This window comes from Spirosoma rhododendri (assembly GCF_012849055.1).
GTDB classification, from domain to species: Bacteria; Bacteroidota; Bacteroidia; order Cytophagales; family Spirosomataceae; genus Spirosoma; species Spirosoma rhododendri.
In genome coordinates, this window is record NZ_CP051677.1 from 3,063,686 (window position 1) to 3,085,926 (window position 22,241).

Genomic DNA, 22,241 nt, shown 5'->3' on the forward strand with positions numbered 1-22,241 from the left:
TGTTTAAGGTCGTCCAAATGGGTAGCGGCCAACATTGAACCTTAGACTTTAAACCTTAAACCAGTATTGAAATGTCTCCTAAAAAATATATCCTCCCCCTGCTCGCCGTGCTGACGCTGGCGGGTTGCGAAAAACCGTTCGACCAGCTCGAACAGGACCCCAACCGCCCGACGAGTGCGCCCGCATCGCTGGTGTTCAACGGCGTCGTCAACGATATGTATAGCGTGGCTGGTGGCGGTGGCTGGAACGATAGCCAGCGCTACAATCAGTTCTACGCCAGCAACTACAACTACTACGCGACCAACGACTACGCGTGGACCACGACGGGCCTCAACTACACGACGCTGAAAAACGTGGTGAAGATGGAGGAAGAAGCCAAAAAGGCGGGTCTGCCCGACGTTAATGCGTACTCGGCACTGGGCAAATTTTTCCGGGCCTACTACTTCGAGAACATGACCCGGCGCGTGGGCGACATCCCGCTGACTGAAGCCTTGCAGGGCCTGAACAATCAGACGCCCAAGTACAACACGCAGAAGGAGGTCTACGTCCAGATTCTGAACTGGCTCGACGGCGCCAACAGCGATCTGGCGTCGCTGATCGCGAAGAACGACAACAACCTGTCGGGCGATATTTACTTCAGCAACAGCCTGAGCAAGTGGCAGAAAGCGGTGAATACCTACAAACTGCGGGTACTGGTTAACCTGAGCCGGAAAGAATCGGATACCGACCTGAACGTGAAATCACGCTTTGCCGAGGTGATCGGTAACCCGACGAAATTCCCGATCATGACGTCGATGGACGACAACCTGCAATACGTCTACAACAGTCAGTTCAACAAGTACAACCGTAACCCGGATAACTTCGGCGGAAACGCGACGCGCGAGAACATGGCCGCTACTTACCTCGGTACGCTGACGAGCCTGAAAGACCCGCGTACGTTTGTCGTGGCCGAACCCGCTACGGCGAAAGTCGCTGCCGGTACTAAACCGACCGATTTCTCGGCTTTCGTGGGTGCCTCATCGGGTGAAGATTTGGCGATTATGTCGTCGAACGCCAACCAGGGGCTGTATTCGTTCCAGAACCGGAAGCACTACTACAGCACCTACACCGCCGAGCCGTATCTGATTATCAGCTACCCCGAATTGCAGTTCAACATCGCCGAAGCCATCAACCGGGGCTGGACATCGGGTAGTGCCGAGACGTATTACCAGAACGGTATCAAAGCGTCGTGGGGTTTCTACGGTATCACCGACGGAGCCAACACAGTTTATTTTTCGGCCGATGGTGGTTACCGCAATTTCAACACGTACACGGTCAATGTCAGCTTCGCCGATTACTACGCGCAGTCGGCAGTGAAGTACGCGGGCAGCACGACGGGCCTGACCCAGATTCTGACCCAGAAGTACCTGGCGTTTGCTCAGAATTCGGGGCTGGAAGCGTTCTACAACCAACGCCGGACGGGTGTGCCGACGTTCCTGGTTGGCCCCGGTACGGGCAACAGTCAGCGGATTCCGCTGCGCTGGCAGTACCCAGCTACTGAGCGGTCGTACAATACAGCTAACAACACAGCGGCCGTATCCAGTCAGTATGGTGGTAACGACGACATCAACGCCCAGATGTGGCTGTTGAAATAGTCGATTTGCCTAATCTTCACTAACTATGCAGACGTGCATCCGGCCCTAGCGGTGCAGGATGCGCGTCTGTTTTGTTACACCCCCTCTTATGAACCGTCGCGACTTACTCAAATCGGCATCGCTGCTGCCGCTGGTGCCAACCACCAATGAACTAATCACTACCCTACCAGCCACCGCCCGCAAGCGGAGTCTGCGGTTTGCGTACATCGGAGATACGCACATCTTCCCCGACAAGAAGCCGATGGACGGCGTCGCCAAGTGCTTCCAGAACGTGCAGGAGCAGCGCGACAAACCGGCGTTCATCCTGCACGGTGGCGACGTGATTATGGACGCCCTGAAGGAAGACCGCGACAAGGTGCAGAAGCAGTGGGATGCGTGGCATTCCGTCTCGAAGGCTAACAACAGCCTGCCTATCGAATACTGCATCGGCAACCACGACATCTGGGGCTTCGACGGGGCTAAAGCCGACCCGATGCACGGCAAGAAGTGGGCGATGGATCAGATGCAGATCAGCGGCCGGTATCGCAGCTTCAACAAAGGCGGCTGGCAGTTTATCGTGCTCGACAGCGTACAGCCCAAAGCCGACGGCGGCTGGTACACGGGCGGCATCGACCCCGAACAACTGGAATGGCTCAAGGGCGAACTGTCGAAGCTGGACAAGAAAACGCCGGTGCTCATTATGTCGCACATCCCGATTGTGTCGGTGACGGGCTTTGCCTTTGCCACCAACGTAAAAGACGGCAACTGGCAGATCCCCGCCGGTATTGACCTCCCCGACGCATCGCAACTGATCACGCTGTTTTACGAGCACCCAAACGTGAAAGCCTGCCTGAGCGGCCACATGCACCTGCTCGACCGCGCCGAGTACAACGGGGTGTCGTACATGTGCAACGGAGCCGTGTCGGGCAACTGGTGGAAAGCCGACACCTACCAGCAAACCCACGCCGGTTACGCCCTCTTCGACCTCTACGACGACGGCACCATCGAGCGGCAGTACATTTCGGTTTAAGGTTTGACGTCTAATGGTTAATGTTGAGAGGTATATTCATAAGTTAGCCATACCCCCCAGCCCCCTAAAGGGGGAGAAGTTTGTACGCGAAATTCTCCCCCTTTAGGGGGCTGGGGGGTAATCCAAGACAGTTTCCTAACGTTTCTCCGACGCGCCAGCCACCTTTTAACCGTAAACCGAAAACCTTAAACTCGCTATGCCCATTGCCCAGATTTTCGCCAAGAGCGGACAGGACGAATACTACGGCGAACCCGTTACGCAGCTTGAGCACGCGCTGCAATGCGCCCAACTCGCTGAACAGGCCGGTGCCGACGATGAAACTGTTGTCGCGGCTTTCCTGCATGACATCGGGCACCTGCTTCCCGTTGAATCCGCCGAGGGGTATATGGATGGGTATGGTACCGTCGACCATGAACGGCTGGGAGCTGATTTCCTGCGGCAGCGGGGTTATTCGGAGAAGATCGCCCAGCTGATCGAGCATCACGTCAACGCCAAGCGGTATCTGGTGTTCAAGCATCCGGAGTACCGCGTCCGGCTATCGGAAGCGAGTACCAAAACGCTCCTGTTTCAGGGTGGACCGATGACCGCCGACGAAGCCGCGCAGTTTGAGAAAAATCCGTACTTCCGCGAGATTCTACAGGTACGCGGCTGGGACGAACGGGCAAAAGAAATCGATCTGCCTACGCCCGGTATCGAGCATTACCTGGCTCTGTGCGAGCGCGTTCGGCGATGAGCGTTTGCGGATGTAACGCCCGTTACCCGAACCGGATTGACCCATTGAAACGCTATGAAGTACTCTCTTCTTTGTTGCCTATTCGCGTTCTCGCTGTCGGCTTTGGCGCAGAAAACATACACGACCCTGCAAGTGCCGTCGGCGAGTAGACCGGGTCAGAATGAATTCTGCCTGATCGACACTAGCGGGAAATCGGTGTTGCCCAGCGGTCGGTACGTGACCCCGGCGGGGCAGACCATCCGCATCACCAACGACCCGTTTGGGCTGGCCCTCGCGCCCAACGGAGCCAAAGCTGTTACCCTGCACGACGGGGTGATGACGCTGCTGAACCTGACCGGTCCGAAGCCCGCAGCCACCCGCGTTCCCGATTATGCTGGTAAGATCCCGTCGCCCGTCAGGGGCGGTACGTTTCTGGGCGTCGCAATGGCCCCCGACAACCGCACCGCCTACCTCAGCAATGGCGACAAAGGCCGCGTCATCGTGTTCGACACCGAAACGCTGCGCACAACGGACACCATCGACCTCAACCGTGACAAGGGCTACACCGACAGCTTCACCTCCGACCTGCTGCTCAACGGCAACGAACTGCTGGCGCTGGACCGGGCCAACTTCCGGCTGGTCCGCATTGACCTGAAAACCAAGAAAATAACCGCTTCCATCCCGACAGGGCGGCAACCGTTCGGGCTGGCCATCAGCCCCGACCGGAAAACGGTGTTTGTTGCCAACGTCGGGTTGTATTCGTATCCGCTGGTGCCGGGCGTGACCAAAGCCAATAAGGATACGATGATGCTCAAATTTCCGGCCTACGGCGCGCACAGCAAAGAGTCGCGGGAGGGCGTGGAAATTGAGGGGCGCAAAATTCCGGGCCTAGGCGACCCCCTCGCCGACGAAGCGATGAGTGTGTGGCTGATCGATTTGGCGAGTAACAAGGTGACGGCCAAACTGAAAACGGGGGTGCAGATCGGTGAGATGATCGAGGAAGCCGAAGTGGTGGGCGGGTCGTCGCCGAACTCGGTGGTGGTGGGCCGTCGGTTCGCCTACGTGTCCAACGCGACCAACGACAACATCTCGATCATCGACTACAAAGCCCGTAAGCTAGCAGGTATCATTCCCCTCAAAATAGACCGCAATCTCGACCGCTACCGGGGCACAACCCCCTTCGGACTGACGCTGTCTAACGACGAAAAAACACTGTATGTGGCCCTGCTGGCGTTCAACGCCGTGGCCGTGGTCGATGTGCCGACCCGCCGGGTGAAGGGGCTGATTCCCACCGGCTGGGGGCCAACCCGCGTGGCTCTCTCGCCCGCTGGTAACGGCCAACCGCAGAAAACACTCTACGTCGCGTCGGCGCGGGGCTACGGTGCCGGTCCGAACGGCGGGGCTGGTTTCGTGAAGCCGCCCGCCGGAACCTACATCGGCGACATTCAGCTGGGTACGTTTCAGGCGATTCCGGTGCCCGACGCCCCGGCGCTGGCGGCCTACACCCGGCAGGTACTGAACAACACGTACCGAACCGTCGCGGTGACTGACGACCCGAAAAATCCGCTGCCTCCGCTACCCAAGGTGCGGAAAAGCCCGATCAAACACATCGTATACATCACCAAAGAAAACCGGACGTACGACGAAGTATTGGGGCAGCTTCAGACCGGCAAAGGCGATTCAACCCTGGCCCGATTCGGTACGGGTGTTACGCTGAAAACCAGAATCAGTACCACGCGGGGCATTAGTGGCCGTACCACCGATCAGCCCGGTGATTCGATCCGGGTGGCCAATGCCGACATCATGCCCAACCATATCCGTATGGCCCGGCAATGGGCGTTTTCTGATAATTTTTACTGCGATTCAGACGCCAGTATTCACGGGCACCACTGGATGATGGGCACCATTCCCAACGAATGGGTCGAAGCTAATGCCGCGTCTGAAGGGCGTTTCGATGCCTTTTCCAAAGCCCCCGGTCGGCGGTTCCCGAAGTCGTCGGGGGGCATAGACCCGGAGGATTACAACGAAATCGGCGGACTCTGGGAATCTATGGAGCGCAGCAAGGTGTCGTTCTACAACTTCGGACAGGTCAACGAATTCGCCGGGAATTACGAGGAGCAGTACGACACCACGTTCGGTACGGCGACCCCCGTCGTGTTTCCGATGCCCGATGCCGCTTTTCGCCACACCTCGCGCAACTTCGCGGGCTACAACACCAACATCCCCGACCAGTTTCGGATGGATCAGTTCGAGCGCGAGTTCACGGCCAAATGGTTGGGGAAGAACAAACAGCCGCTGCCCCAACTGATTACCGTTATGCTGCCCAACGACCACGGTGCCGGGCCGCGCCCAACGGAGGGCTACCCGTACCTGCATTCGTACATGGCCGACAACGACCTGGCGCTGGGCCGGATGCTGCATTTCCTGTCCCGCACGCCGTACTGGAAAGATATGCTCGTTATCGTGACGGAAGACGACCCGCAGGGGGGCGTCGACCACGTCGATGCGCACCGGTCGCTGCTGATGCTGGCTGGCCCGTATGTCAAGCGGGGATACGTGTCGCACACCCACGCCAACTTCGGCTCGATTCTGAAAGTAATTTACAACCTGCTCAACGTCGACTACGTGAATCAGTACGACGCAACGGCCTCACTGTTACAGGATTTTTTCATCGAACGTCGACCCGGAGATAAACCCGACCTCCGGCCCTACGACGCGGTGCTGCCCGACGTGCGCGTTTTCGACCCGCAGGAAGCCATGAAACCCTACAAAAGCCACACGTTCGACTGGCGTAAAATCCAGCGCGGCCCTGAAATGGACGACCGCGCCGAACAGCGCATCGAGCACTACCGACAGCAGGGCGAGCAGAACCCCTAACGGCGGGACTTTCCCGGTTTACGGCCGGAAATGCTTATTTTGACGTTTTATTCGTCTTTTTTTGTCATCCCGACGCCAGGAGGGATCTTCGGCAATAGGCGGTTTTATTTGCTCTTACCGCACCGGCGGCCCGGCGAAGATCCCTCCTGGCGTCGGGATGACAAAAAAGCTGGTAGGAAATAGGTAAAATGCTCCGGCGAGCCACCCGTAATCCACGTTATTCTGCGTAAATAATCGTCAGTCTATGCCGCAAACGCCCCGTTTTCTTCAGCATTCTACTACGTTCACGATTTTCGGGGCTGTCGCTGCGTTCTGTACCTATGCCTGCATGTATGCATTTCGCAAGGGCATTACGGCCGTTACGTTCGAGGGGATGGCGTTTGCAGGGATCAGCTACAAAATCTGGCTCATCACAGCGCAGGTGCTGGGGTACGCAGCGTCTAAACGAATCGGCGTCAAAGTCGTGTCGGAGATGTCGCCCGGACGCCGGGCATTGAGTATTCTGCTCTTCGTTGGCTTTGCCGAACTGGCCCTGCTCGGTTTTGCGCTCGTGACGGCCCCCTGGAATATCGTCTTTCTGTTTCTGAACGGGTTGCCGCTGGGAATGGTCTACGGCATTATGCTCGGCTTTCTGGAAGGCCGCAAACAGACCGATGCCCTCGTCGCGGGGCTGACGGCCTCGTTTATTTTCGCGTCGGGCTTCGTTAAAACCGTCGCCCTGACCATCCGCGCCGACTGGGGTGTTTCCGAGTTCTGGCTACCCTTCGTGACGGGTGCGCTGTTCGTGCTACCTCTGTTGGTGTCGGTATACGCCTTGACGTTGCTGCCCCCACCGACCGCCGAAGACCGCGTCCTCCGTACTGAACGCAAACCAATGGACGCCGACGAACGCCGGGCCTTTGTCCGCACGTTCGGGCCGGGGCTGGTGCTGCTCATCGCGTCGTACGTGCTGCTCTCCGCCTTCCGCGATTTCCGCGATAACTTCGGCCCCGAAATCCTGCGCGACGCGGGCGTGAGCAACCCCGGTATTTTCGCCAAAACCGAAACGCTGGTGGCGGTGGGTGTACTGATCGTGATGGCGCTGCTGCAACGCGTCACCGATAATTTTCGGGCCTTCACACTGTTGAATGCTATCATGCTGCTGGGGGGCGCGCTGGTGGGGGTTAGCACCTGGGCGTACACGGGCGGCCTGCTCTCGACCGGTACCTGGTTTCTGCTGACCGGACTGGGTTTGTACATGAGTTATGTTCCCTGCAACGGCCTGTATTTCGAGCGGTTAGTTGCGTCGTTCCGGTACGTCAGCACCGTCGGCTTCATCGTCACCCTCGCCGATTGGTACGGCTATCTGGGTAGTGTGGGCGTGTTGCTCTACAAAAACTTCGGGCAGGGCAGTATTAGTTATCTGGACTTCTTTGTCAACGGCGCCTACATCATGGCTGTCGTGTATGTCTTGTTGGTTATCGGCTCGTTTATCTATTTCCGTGGGCAATATCGGGCCAGAACAACCGCCCAGCCGCAGGAAAGTCTGGCCTGACAGTGGGTTGTGAACGGTTCCCGAATCCGTTAGCTTTGCTGACTATGGACGCGAGGATCAACCCGGCTATCGAACCCATCGTGCGCGAATTCAAAGCGGCCCTACAGGCGATGTACGGTGACCGGCTGCGCGACGTAGTGCTGTACGGGTCATACGCGCGGGGCGACTACGACGACGAATCCGACATTGACCTGATGATCGTCCTGAACGACGAGCGGGTCGACACATTCGCTGAGATTCGGCGGATCAGTCCGTTGGAAACCCGCTTGTTGCTCGATTATGGGCTTGTTGTGTCGCCGTTGCCTGTACCATACAGTCGATACAAAGACTCATCTGACCCCATCTATCAGGAGGTCCGGAAAGACGGCATGGTGCTATGAAAGAAGAGTTGTCGCTATGCCTTGATCGTGCGGAATCAGCCATTGAAGATGCTGATTTTTTGTTGCGTGATGACCGTGTTTTAGCCGTGGCGAACCGGGCGTACTATGCCGTTTTTTATTGCGTGAGTGCTCTGCTGAGGTCTAAAAACACGTATACGAAAAAGCATTCAGCCGCTCGTAGCAAATTCAGTGGGTTGTTCGTCAAAACAAAGCTGTTCGACGTCGAAGCCAGTCGTATTGTCGGTAACTGTTTCGCGGCCCGGCAATCGGCTGATTACGATATGCAGGCTTACATAAGTGAGGATGAAGCTGCCCTGCTGCTCAGCGACGCCCGCCATTTCTACGACCTTACGCTGGCATATTTTCGGGAGCATCCGGTCGAGTAGACAACAATACGTCTGGCTACTCAGCATCGAGATAGTAAACCGACAGAAAACAACAACCTGATGAACCCCTGGAGCGACGTTCCCTATGCTGATTACGAACGGCACATGAGCCACGAAACGGTGGGTCAACTGGCGTTGCTGAACGAGATAACCGGTGAAAAAGTAGCCCAGCGGTACCCGCAGACGGTGGCTGTGTACGGTGCCTGTACGGGGAATGGGTTTGCTCATTTTGTCGATGCGCAGACAGTGTACGCTGTCGACCTTAACCCGACCTACCTCGCTATCTGCCACGACCGATACGACCCGATTCTAAACAAGCTGGTACTGGTACAGGCCGACATCAATCACGAAAACATACCCATCCCGCCCGGCTCGGTCGACCTGCTTATCTGTCATCTTTTTTTGGAATATGTCGACCTAGATAGGGCCTTTGCCAGCTTCCGGCAAGTGCTCCGGCCGGGTGGTCTGCTCAACGTGGTTTTGCAGCGTAGCAACGATACGGGCTGGGTCAGCAATACAGGTGTGACGACGCTCCGGCCCGTAGCCGCCATTGCCAAAGAAGTGCCGGACGAGACGCTGCGGCAACACGCATCGCCGGACCTGCGCTTCGACGGTTTGCAGACGTACCGGATGCCCAACGGCAAAAGCCTGATTTCGTACGATTTCATCAAAGCAGCCAATGCACCCCAAGTTGATGAGGATGAAAACGGTACCGACGATTGGCTTACGTGGGATCGGTAAAACCGGTCGTTTAACAAAACTATCCTGACGTTACCTGCGACCGTACACGCATGTCAAGCTCTTGGCTGACTGATAATTCTGGAAGGTTTTAGAGGCTGGTTGAGGCTGGAATAATTGACAGTCAGCCTTGTAAATCCTCGGTTCTGCAAGACTGATTCCGATGCTGTTGGCAGAATTTCGTAATTTGGTCTCTTCACCTGAACCTCTTTACGTATGGCAGTATTTACGCTGCAAATCAACGGCCGCAGCTACCGGACCGACGTTGATCCCGATACCCCGCTACTCTGGGTGCTCCGCGATCATCTGGGACTAGTCGGTACCAAATACGGCTGCGGCATCGCTCAGTGCGGAGCCTGTACGGTCCACTTCAATGGCGAAGCGACCCGCTCTTGCGGGCTTCCCGTATCGGCCATTGGTAAGGCCAATATCACCACGATCGAGGGCTTATCGGCCAACGGTACGCATCCTGTTCAGAAAGCCTGGGACACCGTCGACGTAGCGCAGTGTGGCTATTGTCAGGCCGGGCAAATCATGACGGCGGCTGCGTTGCTTAAACGTAATCCAAAGCCGACCACCGAGGAAATCGACGCGACCATGTCAGGGAATATCTGCCGTTGTGGTACGTATCACCGCATTCGGGAAGCCGTTCAACTCGCGGCTGCAACGCCCGCGACCACCAAAACCAAGAGCAAATCATGACGACTGCCAGCCGCCGAAATTTTCTGAAGGGTGCCGCAGTTGCCGGAGGTGGTCTGCTGCTAGGGTTTAGCTGGTTTGACAGCGAAGCCGCCGGAGTTATCGAAACCGTTTCGGTAGTAGGTGGAGCGGCTTCCGGCGCATCCACGCCGGGTGTGGGTTTCAACAGTTATCTGTCGATCAGTCCGCAGGGGGTAGTGACTATCTTGTCGCCGAATCCTGAAGTGGGGCAGGGCATCAAAACGGCCTTTCCAATCATCGTTGCGGAAGAGTTGGATGCCGACTGGACAAAAGTCGTTGTCGAACAGGCTCCGCTCGATACCAAAAAGTTTGAGCGGCAGGTAGCCGGAGGAAGCGGGTCGATTCCGCACTCGTGGACGCGCCTGCGGCAGGCGGGGGCTACGGCCCGGCAACTGTTGCTGACGGCAGCGGCCAACCGCTGGAACGTGCCCGTCGCGGACTGCTCGACTACGCCCGGTTACGTTGTGCATACGGCGACAAACCGCAAACTGAGTTATGGCGATCTGGCGACGGAAGCGGCTGCGCTGCCTGTCCCGACTAATGTTCCGCTCAAGCGCCCGGCCGATTTTAAGCTGATCGGGCAGACCGTTAAGAATGTCGATAACCCCGGTATCCTGACGGGCAAGCCGCTGTTTGGGCTCGACGTGTACCGCGACGGTATGCTGTTTGCCATGCTTCAACGGCCCGCGTTCGGGTACACGCTGAAATCAGTCGATAGTGCGGCTGCGAAAGCCATGCCCGGTATTATAGACGTCGTAACGTTCGACAACAACGTGGCTGTGGTTGGTAAGTCGACCTGGCAGGTGAAGAAAGCCAAGGACGCGCTGAAAATCGAGTGGGCCAAAACGAACACGACCGAAAGCACAGCCGACCACAACCGTCTGTTCCGCGACATGCTCGACGGCAATGGTGCGACGGTTCGCCGGAAAGACGGTGATGTTGATGCGGCTTTCAAGGGAGCGGCTAAAGTAGTTACGGCTGAGTACCAGTGTCCGTTTCTGCCGCACAACCCCATGGAGCCGATGAACTTCTTCGCCCATGTCCGGCCCGACGGTGCTGAACTGATCGGCCCGACGCAAACGCCCGAACTGGCTCGCAACGAAACGGCAAAACTGCTGGGCCTGCCGCCCGAATCGGTAACGGTGCAACTGACCCGGATGGGGGGCGGCTTCGGTCGTCGGCTTAAAGCCGACTACGCGCTGGAAGCGGTTCAGGTGTCGCGTCTGGTGAAAGCGCCGGTCAAAGTGATCTGGTCGCGCGAAGACGATATGACCGGGGGAAGCTACCGTCCGGCTGTGCGCTACCGCTTCGATGCAGCCCTTGATGCACAGGGAAACATGATTGGGTATAAGCTGCGGGGGGCAAGCATGAACGCGGGCAACGCCACGCGGGAAGATAATTTCCCGGCGGGGGCGGTCGATAACCTGCTCATTGATAGTGTCGACCACAAGTCCTCGATTACGACGGGTCCCTGGCGGGCACCGATTACCAACTTCCTGGCGTTTGCCGAACAGGCGTTTCTCGATGAAGTGGCGCAGGCGGCAGGCAAAGACCCCGTACAGTTCCGGCTCGATTTGCTCGACCGGGCCAAACAAAAACCCGTCGGGGCGGTCAAATACGATGTTGATCGAATGAAGGGCGTCATTCAACTGGCCGCGGAAAAAGCGGGCTGGGGTACGAAGAAAACTGTCGCGGGCAAACCCGTCGTGCAGGGCTTCAGCGTGTACTTCTCGCACCGGTCATACGTCGCGCAGGTGGGTGAGGTGGTCATGCAGAAAGATAAACCCGTGCTGCATAAGGTCTATTCGGCCGCCGACTGTGGCGTCGTGATCAATCAAAGCGGAGCGCGGCAGCAGGTAACGGGCTGTATCGTCGACGGTATCGGTCACGCGATGTACGGTCGACTGACGTTCAAGGACGGTATTCCCGACCAGCACAACTACGACACCTACCGCCTGATTCGCATGAACGAAATTCCGGCCGTTGAAGTCCATTTTGTCCAGAACGAAATCGACCCGACTGGGCTGGGCGAACCGTCGCTACCACCCGCCGGAGCCGCCGTTGCCAACGCCCTGTACAAAGCGACTGGCAAGCGCGTTCGCAGCCAGCCGTTTGTGGAAGACGACGCGTTTAAAGGCGTACTGTCGTAGCGTATTCTTACCCGTGGTGTCAGGGCTTGAACGCCAGCTCGGCCCGCCCCGACATAATTGCGTCAGCAACTGCACCCAAACGACAAAGCCCCGAACTTCACAGTTCGGGGCTTTGCGTATGTAAGGAATGCGGTAGCCACCGAAAACCGGCTACTGTAAACCGAAAACCTAGAACTTGTATCCCAGTGTAGCTGTCAGTTGCCGGGGTGGAATTGGCATGATGCTGTAGCGGTCGTGGATCAGGTAGTTCAGTTCGTTGGTAATGTTCGACAGCTTCACCAGCAGCGACACCGCCCGGTAGCCGTAGCCCGCCGTCAGGTCGATGGTTGTAAAGCCCGTAAGCGGAATCAGGCGGCTGAAAGCGGGTGTCTGTCCGTAGGTGTTGTTGTTGCCGCCGTTGCGGGCACCTGTGTAGAAGGCCGACGCACCCAGCTTCAGACCGCGCAGTTTAGGCAGGTCGAAGGTGTAAAAGATCGTAGCGTTGGCCGTGTGTGCAGGGCTGTTGGTCAGGCGCTCACCCTCAATGAAAGCACCCGTTGTTTGCGCCGTTTTGGTGTAGCGGATGTAGTTGTAGGCGTAGCCCGTGATAAAGTAGAAATTCTTCGACAGGCTGGCGTTGATATCGACTTCAAACCCGTCGCTCGTTGTCTGACCGGTGAACTCCTTCACGTTGGTGTCGGTGTTGGGCGAACCGTCGGCTTTGGTCAGGGCGGTCAGGGCGAGGTTGCTGTTCTGGATGCGGTAAACGCTGGCGTTGGCCGACACGCGACCCCCGAACAGGTCGTTCTTTATGCCCAACTCGTACTGATCAACAATCGACGGACTCAGCGTAGCGCCGTAGATGTCGACGCCCGTGTTGATGTTGAAATTGTTGGCGTAGCTGACATAGGTCGAGGTGGTGCGGGTCGGCTGGTAGATCAGCGCGAATTTTGGCGAGAAAGCCGCATCGGTCTTGTCGACGGCCGGGCCGCGCGTTTCAACGCCGGTCATCTGGTTTAGAATCGTGGTCTGCAACGTTTTCTGCGACGACCACCGCACACCGGCCAGTACTTTAAACTTGTCGCTCAGGGCAATCAAATCCTGGATGTACACACCGTTCCGCAGCGACGGGGCCGTTGTTCGGGCTACTACGTCAGCATTCGGAATGTACGTTTGTTCAGGATACAGGCTTGGATTCAGGATGTTGAACTTGTCGTAGGTCGTCACCGTCGTTCCGTTGTTGGTGATCGTAAACGAGTTGCTGATGTTCGTTACGGCTACCAGATCGGCACCGACCAGCACCTGGTGCGCGATTTTACCCGTGTTGAACCGGCCGGTCAGGTTCACCTGCCCCGTTGCATTATTTTCGGTTGTCAGTGTCCGGCTCAGCGTGCGGTTCCAGTCGCCATTGGCCGCGATGTTGTTGTTAGGAACACCCGTACCGAAAGCAGTTACGTTGGTCTGCTGTGCTGCACCGATAGCCGTCAGTTTCCAGTTGTCGTTGAACGAATGGTTGACCGTTACCGACCCCGATTTCTGGTCGAGGTTGTTGTACGCCCAGGCTACGTTGATGAAGCGGGACCGGGGTACGTCGGGAATGACGGCGTCCTGATTCAGGTTCAGCGATCCTACGCCAAAATCCGGCGTCAGGTTCGACTTCAGGTAGTCGCCCTGAAGCAGAATCGTGGTTTTACTGCCCAGGTTGTATTGCAGTGACGGGTTGACATACACGCGGTCGGTTTTCACGACGTCGCGGTAGCTGTTCGACCTCTCGTAGGTGCCAACGACCCGGAACGCGAGGTTTTTAGCGATGGGTCCGTAGATGTCGACGATGGGTTTGTACAGACCGAAACTACCGACGCGCATCTGCACTTCGCCCCCGAAATCAAAGCGGGGCTTTTTGGTAACGAGGTTGATAATCATACCGCCCGACACGTTGCCGTACAGCAATGACGATGCGCCTTTCAATACCTCGACCGATTCGAGCGTACTGGCTTCGGGGAACCCGTTGGTGTTGGAAATGACGCCGTTTTTGAAGATGCTGCCTGCGCCCCCTGCAATACCGATGCTGTAGCCACGGGCCGTAAACGTTTCGGCTACCCCGCCCCGCTGCTGCGTCAGGGCCACGCCCGACACGTTGCGGATGGCATCGCCGAGCCGGGAAATCTGCTGATTTTCGATAACGACGTTACTGACAATACCCGTCATTTGGGGCAGATCGAGCGGTGCCAGTCCGGCCTTACCCACCGAAACGACTTTATTAGAGCCGGTAACTTCGACTTCGTCAAGCTGCGATGCACTTTCAACCAGTGAAAAATTGGCGGTTGTCGTGCGACCAGCCGATACCGTAACCGACTGATCCTGCGGTTGAAGGCCAACGAACGTAATGCGAAGCGTGTACGAACCCGGGGCGATGTTTTTCAGGGTGAACGAACCGTCTTCGGCCGTAACAGTACCTTTACGCGCTTCTTTCAAACCGACATTGACGAAGGACGCGGGCGAACCATCACTGGTTTTAACGACACCGCTAATGCTTCCGCCTGTTTGTGCCAGTGTCATCACGGTCGTAACAAGCAGCAGGAAAAATGTATAGCAAATGGTTGTAAACGTTGCTTTCATCTATTTAGATCAATTACAAACTGTCGCAAAAGTAAGGGCGGATACGGACAAGGCAACACTTTGTTTAGATTTATTCTTAACAAAACATTTCCTGTACAAATTGGTAGTTAGTCAGTAGTCCGGACGGGATACCCCATAAGTGGGGTTGATGAGGGACATTAGTATGAAACGAGTACTTATTTTGATTGGGCTGAGCGGCAGCGGCAAATCGACGCTGGCCCGGCAATTTTGCCGCGACAAGCCCGACTATCTGCGCGTCAACCGCGACGATCTCCGGCGTAGTTTGCTATCGGTATCGCTGAGCGAATACAATCAGACGTGGCCGGAGCATCAGCGCGACCGGGTCGAGCGGATGGTCAATGAGTTGCAGACGACAACGATTTTAAAGGGATTGAAGCAGGGCTGGAACCTGCTGATCGACAATACCAACCTGCGGCCGTCGTACCTGAGTCAGTTTCGGAAACTGTTACTGAGTCAGTCGGATCCGGTGGAAGTGACGTACCAACTGGTTGATACGCCGGTGGAAGAGTGTATCCGGCGCGACAAGTACCGCGATGATTCAGTAGGAGAGGACGTGATACGACGGCAGGCGCAACAACTAGCCGCGCTGAAAAAAAGCGTCGACTTCAAGCCTGAACTACTCAGCCCCGCCGACTGGAGCGAAGCGATCACGCCCGCCGAAGTAGCCGAAACACCAACCGATTATCAGGCCGAAGCGTACCGGCAGTGGAAACTTATGAATGAGAAGTAGGTAGGAGAGACGGTACTATAGCTCCCGGCACTGCCTGAAGGACAGGTAGTTAAATCCCCGCTACAGGACAGGTAACAGCCAGCTTTTAGTTGGTTCTTTTACCCCCAGCCCCCTGAAGGGGGAGTATTCCGCAAATGAACCGCTCCCCTTCAGGGGGCTGGGGGGTAATAGAGCTAGCGCTTAACAGCCTCACCCCATCGCCGGGTCGCTGATGGTTTCCGCGCCCGTTTCGACCCGCCCGGCAAAGCGATGCCCCGTAGCATTGGTGCCGGGTCCAGATGGGCGAATCGAGAAATCATACCAGCCCCGGCTGTCGCTCAGTGGCCAGCGTATCAGCGCAGACCGGCCACCGGCCAGTGTAACCTGTTGCTTCTCGGTCCGGTACGATTCGTCGCTCAGTTCGATAAGCAGGGGCTGTGTCGGATTGGGGTTTGTCAGGCGAATCTGCAATTCAGGCGTAGCGCTTTTGGGGGCCAGCGCCACCGAGATTGTGGGCATCAGTGCCAGCGAGTTGCCCGTAAAGTCGCGGAAGAAACCGTTTGGCCCATACACACGAAACGCGTACGTACCATCGGCCGCAAGGGGTAATGAGTCGAACAGATGCGTGCCCGGCGTTAGCGCGTAGTCACGCACGGAATGGTCAGCCATATTGTAGAGCATGAACGGTGCCCCGGCGGCTCGTTTACCAAACCGTTCGTTCCCCGCCGACAGGCTGATGTCGAACGTGTTCGTTTGTTGGTTCAGCCGACCGTTGGCTGATAGTTCGTAGGGGAGGGGGCAGGCTGGGCGCGTACCGGGTTCCTGCCGGGGCAGCACACTGCCTGACTCAGACGGTTGCCCAGCGGTGCGGATTTCGTCGGCACTGAGCGGGTGGAAATTGCTCGGTACCTGCTTGAATTTGGCCTTGTGAACGCTCTCGAAAAACGGGTCTTTCGGTACGAACGTCGGTAGGGCGATGGGTTCGCCGTTGTAAGGGCGGAAGACCGATGTCAGGTCGCCACAGACGGTGCGTCGCCAGGGGCTGATGTTCGTTTCGCGAACGTCCTTTCCGTATTTCTTCCCGATAAAGCCTTCCAGAAATTGCAGCACCGACGTGTGGTCGAACACCTCAGAATTGACGTAGCCACCCCGGCTCCAGGGCGATGCAATCACGAGCGGCACGCGGTAGCCCAGGCCGATAGCCCCGTCGCGGGCGTCGTGTTGGGGATTTTTTACGGTCCGGCGGTGCTCCTGCGCCGGACTGACGTGTTCGGCTTTCGTATCGAGTCCGTCGGTGGTTTTGCCGGTTTCGGGTCGGTCGGGGTGGGGCGCTACGAAGGGCGGGATGTGGTCGAAATAACCGTCGTTTTCGTCGTAAGCCAGAATGAAAATCGTCTTCTGCCAGACCTCCGGGTTCTTCGTCAGGATGTCGATCATCTCCGACAAATACCACGCACCGTACCAGGGCGCACCGGGATGATCGGAGAAGTTTTCCGGGGCCACCACCCATGAAACCGTCGGCAGCGTACCCGACTGCACGTCGCTGCGGAACTGATGCAGCACATCGCCCTTCGGAATCAATACCTCCCGCTGGGTGTCGCCGTCCTGATACGTGTGTTTGGTCAGGCTACGGTAGTCGGGGTCGCCAGTGTTGGTCGTGAATGCTTTCTCATGCAACGCCCGTTCCCGAGCCGATAGCTGCTCGACTGATACCGGTTTTTCGTTCGTCAGCGTCGTCAGCCACTGTTGTTTCTGCGCCAACGTACGGGTTAGTTTGCCCTGTTCAGAACTGTCTGTGGGTAACTCCGCCAGTTGTTTTTCGAGCGCGCTGATTTCGCCCGGCAACGTGTCGAGCAGGTGCAGGCGGTAGCGTTGGTAGCTGGCCGATGCCCGGACGTTGTACTGCGAAAACCATTCGAGCGGGTTGTCTGTGAAGTTGCTCAGCCACGCATCTTCGTCACCGTTCAGGCCGCTGGGCAGGCTGATTTCGTTCTGATAGATGCGCCACGAGATGCCGTTGTCTTCGAGCCGTTCGGGAAAGGTTTTCCAGTCGGCGGGCTTGTCGTAGTCGAGGTCTTCGTTGCGGACGCGGGCCAGTGCATCGGCGTTTTCGCGCACCGTACCCGTCCAGAAAAACAAGCGGTTGGGTGTAGTACCGGTCAGCGATGAGCAGAAATTCTGGTCGCAGATGGTAAAGGCGTCGGCCAGCGCGTAATAGAACGGAATGTCGTTGCGGTCGTAGTAGCCCATCGTCAGCGGCATCTGCGCGTAGGCCGGATTGCCGGATGGTTTGGCATCGAGCCACTTGTCGTATTTGCCCCCGTTGCGCGCATCGACTTGGTTAGTCCACGAGTGCGGGAGCGAACTCATCCAGGTGGCTTTTGTGTCGCGTAGATTGAGCCGAAAGGGCGCATAGGTTTGTCCGGCCCGGTTGGTTTGCAGCCAGACGGGTTTGTTGTCGGGCAGCGTGATGGCCCGTGGATCGTTGAAGCCTCGAACGCCCCGCAGCATACCGTAACAGTGGTCGAACGAGCGGTTTTCCTGCATCAGCACCACCACGTGTTCAGCGTCGAGATAGGTGGTACCGGGCTTCGGTGCAATGGCTAGCGCCCGCTGAATAGATGCGGGCAGACCGTCGGTGAAGCCTGCACTACCGGCCAGCAAAGCCGCTTTCTTGAGAAAATCTCGCCTGGTGTCCATGAATAAACTGGTCTGTACGACAACGAAAATACAACCTTCCCTGTCACGAAATCGTGCCGCCCGGTCAGACTTAACGATTTGGTAACGACGGCTTATAGCAACATAAACACAGCCTGCGAGCGCGAATCTGCCGATAACAGTTTGGTCGTAAGCGTCCGACGCAAGGGCCATCCTGCGTATCTTCGAAACTGCATTTACTAAACTCAACTTCTATCAATGATTCGCTTTACACCGCTTGTTTGCAGTCTGCTCATCGCGTTTTCGTGTCTGTTTTATCGGGTTGCGTCCGGGCAGTCGCCTGTCATGATTGGCTACGTCACGGGCGACGGCTGGACGAAACAGCAGATTCAGGCTCGCAAACTGACGCATATCAATTACGCCTTCGCTGTCCCCGATTCGACGGGTGGGCTGGAGCCGATGAAGCCGAAAGACGAAGCGAACATGGCTGCGCTGACCAGCCTGCGGTCGGTTAATAAAGACCTGAAAATCCTGATTTCGATTGGCGGCTGGGGTGGTTGTAAATACTTCTCCGACGCAGCCCTGGACGATGCGTCCCGGAAGAAATTTGCTGATGTCGCGGTGGCTTTACTGAAGAAAAATAAGCTCGACGGCGTCGACATCGACTGGGAATACCCGGCGCAGATCGGGGCAGGTAATATCTTCCGGCCCGAAGACAAGCAGAACTATACGCTGTTTCTGAAAGCCCTGCGCGACCGGCTGGACGAGGAAGGTAAGCGCGACGGGCGGACGGGCAAAAACCACTACCTGCTCACGTCGGCAACCGGGGGCGACACGGCTTTCGTGAACCATACCGAGCTGGCCGACGCGCAGAAATACCTCGACTACCTGAACATTATGACCTACGATCTGTACCACGGCAACGACAAGCAGACCGGGCATCACAGTCCGCTCTATCAGTCGGACCCGGCACCGCACGCGCGGACGGGCAGCGTCACGGCGGTTGAGGGGCACATCCGGGCGGGCGTTCCGGCCAATAAGATCGTGCTGGGCGTACCGTTCTACGGCCGTGGCTGGACCGACGTGAAGCCGGAAAACAAGGGCCTGTATCAACCCGCTCCCGGCAAGCATTATTTCATCAGCTACGATGAACTGATGGCCAAGTACATCAATAAAAACGGCTTCACCCGATATTGGGACGACACCGCCAAGTCGCCCTACCTCTGGAATCCGACCCAGCGCATGTTTATCTCTTATGCCGATCCCGAATCGCTAAAAAATCGGGTCGACTACGTGAAGTCGAAAGGCCTGGCTGGTATCATGTTCTGGGAATATACTTACGACCTCAAGCAAAGGGACGTACTGCTAGATGCCATGACCGATCGATTCACAAAATAATCGTCGGTTGATACTGGATTTAGCCTAACGAAGGGATGGTTGGGCTAAATCCAGTTAAGATAGTAGCAGTTCCAGTAAAGAAAGGAGACATAGCCGGGTGGGTAAATTTGTACTTTCGTAGACTCCTCCTACGAACAGAACGGACCCGCCCCATGCTTACAAAACTGTCTCATCTGCTGCGCGATACTGCGTTTGTGCTACTCTGTGTTGCGTCGATACATACAGGCTTTGCGCAGACTGGTACTGCAAAAAGTAAACCGACGCCTGTCAAAGGTGATTACCCCATTCAGCCGGTGCCGTTTACAGCGGTGAAAGTCACTGATCAGTTCTGGGCACCGCGTATCCGGCGTAACCACGACGTTACGATTCCGATTGCGCTGCAACAATGCTACAGCACCGGCCGGGTCGACAATTTTCTAGTGGCGGGGCATCTGAAGCAGGGTACTAAATTCTGCACGGAATACCCGTTCGACGACACCGACATTTACAAGATTATCGAGGGCGCGAGCTATTCGATTCAAACCTTCCCCGATAAAAAGCTCGAAGCCCGCGTCGATTCGCTGATTACCTACGTGGCCGCTGCGCAGGAGCCTGACGGTTACCTCTACACCGCCCGCACCATCGACCCGGCGAACCCGCACCCGTGGTCGGGGTTGAAACGCTGGGAGAAAGAGTCGGACCTAAGCCATGAACTCTATAACAGTGGTCACCTCTTTGAAGCGGCTGCTGCTCACTACCTGGCGACGGGCAAAAAGACGCTGCTGAACGTCGCGACGAAAAACGCGGATTTGCTGGTGAAGGATTTCGGTCCCGGCAAGCTGCATTACTCACCCGGTCATCAGATCGTGGAAATGGGGCTGGTGAAGCTCTACCGTGTGACGGGTAAGAAGGCCTACCTCGACCTCGCCAAATTCCTGCTCGACGTGCGCGGCACCGGCAAAGAATACAGTCAGGATCACAAACTCGTCACGCAACAGACAACCGCCGTGGGCCACGCCGTCCGTGCGACCTATATGTATTCAGGCATGGCCGATGTCGCTGCCATCACTGGCGACAAAGCCTACGTCAACGCCATCGACAGAATCTGGCACGATGTAGTCGACAGCAAATACTACCTGACGGGGGTATCGGCGCTGAGGGCGGGCACGAAGGCTTTGGCGACGACTACAACCTGCCCAACATGAGCGCGTACAACGAGACCTGCGCGGCTATCGGCGAGATCTATTGGAATCAGCGCCTGTTTCTGTTGCATGGCGACGCCAAATTCTACGACGTACTCGAACGGACGTTATACAACGGGATGCTGTCGGGCGTTTCGCTGAGTGGAGACCGCTTTTTCTACCCCAATCCCCTTGAATCGCGTGGTCAACACACGCGGGCGGCCTGGTTCGGCTGTGCCTGCTGCCCCAGCAATGTCTGCCGGTTTATTCCGTCGATGCCGGGCTACGTCTACGCACAGCGCGGCAACCGGCTCTACGCCAATCTGTTCGTCAACAGCACGGCCAACGTTTCGCTCGATGGCAAGGCGGTAACGGTGATGCAGGAAACACGCTATCCGTGGGATGGTGACGTTGCTTTCACACTGAATCCCGCCAAAGCGGGCGCGTTTGAGCTGGCGATTCGCGTGCCGGGCTGGGCGCAGAACCAACCCGTGCCGGGTGATCTGTACCGCTTTGCCAGTCAGCAGGAGAGCCCTGTCGTGCTGACGATTAACGGGAAGAAAGCCGATTACAAACTGGAAAACGGCTATGCCATTCTGAATCAGTCGTGGAAAAAGGGTGACGTGGTGCGGCTGTCGCTGCCGATGGACGTTCGGCGGGTGGTGGCGAACGAAAAGATAAAAGCTGATCAGCACAAGGTCGCGCTGGAACGCGGTCCGATTGTCTACTGCGCCGAGTGGCCCGATTCACCCGACGGTCACGTGCTCGACATGATCCTGCCCAACACGGCCCAACTGACGGCTTCGTATAAGTCGGGTAAGTTGGGCGGTGTCGAAGAGATCACCGCTAACGTGCAGAAAGTCCGGCGCGATGCGAACAATCAGCTGGCGTTTAGCCCGGCTCAACTGACAGCCATTCCGTACTACGCCTGGGCAAACCGGGGCAACGGCGAGATGAGTGTGTGGCTGGCTACGCAACCCACGGTTGCCCGCGTCACACCCGCCCCAACCATAGCGTCGACCAGTAAGCTGTCGGCTTCGACACCCAGCAAGACGCTGATGGCGCTGAACGACCGGGAGACGCCAAAGAACTCCAACGACCACGACAACATTTACTACCATTGGTGGCCCAAGAAAGATACGCTTCAGTGGGTACAGTATACCTTCGCTAAGCCCACGACGGTTTCGTCGTCAAGCGTCTACTGGTTCGATGATAGTCCATGGGGCGGGTGCCGCATCCCGGCTGGCTGGAAACTGCTGTACAAAACCGCATCTGGTAACTGGCAGCCCGTCGTAGCCAAGACGCCCTATGCCGTCACGAAGGATCAGTTTGATACCGTCAGCTTTGAACCTGTCGAAACCGACGCGCTGCGCATGGAAATTCAATTGCCGAAAGAAGCCTCTGCTGGCATTATCGAGTGGAGTGTTGACTCAAAGAGCGAATCGGGACGCCGAACCGGAGCGAAAGAGTGAAACCAGAGATACCCCCCGTCCCCCTGAAGGGGGTGAGGACGTCGCTTGAATCTTCTCGGTATAAGTCGATGTCCTCACCCCCTTC

The 22,241-nt window shown here is 57.0% G+C and carries 15 protein-coding genes and 1 pseudogene; 14 read left to right on the plus strand and 2 right to left on the minus strand.

What is annotated here, in order from left to right; genetic code table 11:
- Positions 1-71 precede the first annotated feature (71 nt).
- From HH216_RS12675 to HH216_RS12720, 10 genes are all read left to right on the plus strand, one after another.
- The gene (locus HH216_RS12675; protein WP_169551139.1) at positions 72-1,634 is read left to right on the plus strand and encodes a SusD/RagB family nutrient-binding outer membrane lipoprotein; all 1,563 of its coding nucleotides are present in this window, start codon (positions 72-74) and stop codon (positions 1,632-1,634) included.
- 88 nt (positions 1,635-1,722) lie between these two features.
- Positions 1,723-2,643: a metallophosphoesterase family protein gene (locus tag HH216_RS12680; RefSeq protein WP_169551140.1), complete on the plus strand. Its 921-nt coding sequence runs from the start codon at positions 1,723-1,725 to the stop codon at positions 2,641-2,643.
- 196 nt (positions 2,644-2,839) lie between these two features.
- A complete protein-coding gene (locus HH216_RS12685) occupies positions 2,840-3,376 on the plus strand; it encodes a phosphonate degradation HD-domain oxygenase (RefSeq protein WP_169551141.1) in 537 nt (178 codons plus the stop codon).
- A 54-nt stretch (positions 3,377-3,430) separates the two neighbouring features.
- On the plus strand, positions 3,431-6,232 hold the full coding sequence (locus HH216_RS12690) for a bifunctional YncE family protein/alkaline phosphatase family protein (protein ID WP_169551142.1): 2,802 nt from the start codon (positions 3,431-3,433) through the stop codon (positions 6,230-6,232).
- Between the two features lie 244 nt (positions 6,233-6,476).
- Positions 6,477-7,766 (plus strand): DUF5690 family protein, encoded by a 1,290-nt coding sequence (locus tag HH216_RS12695; RefSeq protein WP_169551143.1) that lies wholly within the window; start codon positions 6,477-6,479, stop codon positions 7,764-7,766.
- A gap of 44 nt (positions 7,767-7,810) precedes the next feature.
- The gene (locus HH216_RS12700; RefSeq protein WP_169551144.1) at positions 7,811-8,146 is read left to right on the plus strand and encodes a nucleotidyltransferase domain-containing protein; all 336 of its coding nucleotides are present in this window, start codon (positions 7,811-7,813) and stop codon (positions 8,144-8,146) included.
- Complete coding sequence (locus HH216_RS12705; protein WP_169551145.1) at positions 8,143-8,532, plus strand: HEPN domain-containing protein; 390 nt, start codon at positions 8,143-8,145, stop codon at positions 8,530-8,532. Before HH216_RS12700 ends, HH216_RS12705 begins: the two co-directional genes overlap by 4 nt.
- A gap of 60 nt (positions 8,533-8,592) precedes the next feature.
- On the plus strand, positions 8,593-9,273 hold the full coding sequence (locus tag HH216_RS12710) for a class I SAM-dependent methyltransferase (protein WP_169551146.1): 681 nt from the start codon (positions 8,593-8,595) through the stop codon (positions 9,271-9,273).
- Between the two features lie 213 nt (positions 9,274-9,486).
- Positions 9,487-9,972, plus strand: a complete 486-nt coding sequence (locus HH216_RS12715) for a (2Fe-2S)-binding protein (protein WP_169551147.1) — start codon at positions 9,487-9,489, stop codon at positions 9,970-9,972.
- A complete protein-coding gene (locus tag HH216_RS12720; protein WP_169551148.1) occupies positions 9,969-12,140 on the plus strand; it encodes a molybdopterin cofactor-binding domain-containing protein in 2,172 nt (723 codons plus the stop codon). Before HH216_RS12715 ends, HH216_RS12720 begins: the two co-directional genes overlap by 4 nt.
- Positions 12,141-12,308: 168 nt before the next feature.
- On the opposite strand, the gene HH216_RS12725 is transcribed toward HH216_RS12720, so the two are convergent.
- Positions 12,309-14,738: a TonB-dependent receptor gene (locus tag HH216_RS12725; protein WP_169551149.1), complete on the minus strand. Its 2,430-nt coding sequence runs from the start codon at positions 14,736-14,738 to the stop codon at positions 12,309-12,311.
- Positions 14,739-14,901: 163 nt separating this feature from the next.
- On the opposite strand from HH216_RS12725, the gene HH216_RS12730 reads away from it, so the two are divergent.
- Complete coding sequence (locus HH216_RS12730) at positions 14,902-15,489, plus strand: AAA family ATPase (protein WP_169551150.1); 588 nt, start codon at positions 14,902-14,904, stop codon at positions 15,487-15,489.
- Between the two features lie 189 nt (positions 15,490-15,678).
- On the opposite strand, the gene HH216_RS12735 is transcribed toward HH216_RS12730, so the two are convergent.
- A complete protein-coding gene (locus tag HH216_RS12735) occupies positions 15,679-18,168 on the minus strand; it encodes a phosphocholine-specific phospholipase C (RefSeq protein ID WP_169551151.1) in 2,490 nt (829 codons plus the stop codon).
- 216 nt (positions 18,169-18,384) lie between these two features.
- Between HH216_RS12735 and HH216_RS12740 the strand changes: the two genes are divergently transcribed.
- The 3 genes and pseudogenes from HH216_RS12740 (at position 18,385) to HH216_RS26640 (ending at position 22,156) form a co-directional block, all read left to right on the plus strand.
- Positions 18,385-19,524 (plus strand): glycoside hydrolase family 18 protein, encoded by a 1,140-nt coding sequence (locus HH216_RS12740; protein WP_169551152.1) that lies wholly within the window; start codon positions 18,385-18,387, stop codon positions 19,522-19,524.
- Between the two features lie 152 nt (positions 19,525-19,676).
- A pseudogene (locus HH216_RS26635) lies at positions 19,677-21,271 on the plus strand (glycoside hydrolase family 127 protein); the annotation flags it as partial.
- Between the two features lie 57 nt (positions 21,272-21,328).
- Entirely contained in the window at positions 21,329-22,156 is an 828-nt protein-coding gene (locus tag HH216_RS26640) for a hypothetical protein (protein WP_332871512.1), read from the plus strand.
- Positions 22,157-22,241: the final 85 nt, after the last annotated feature.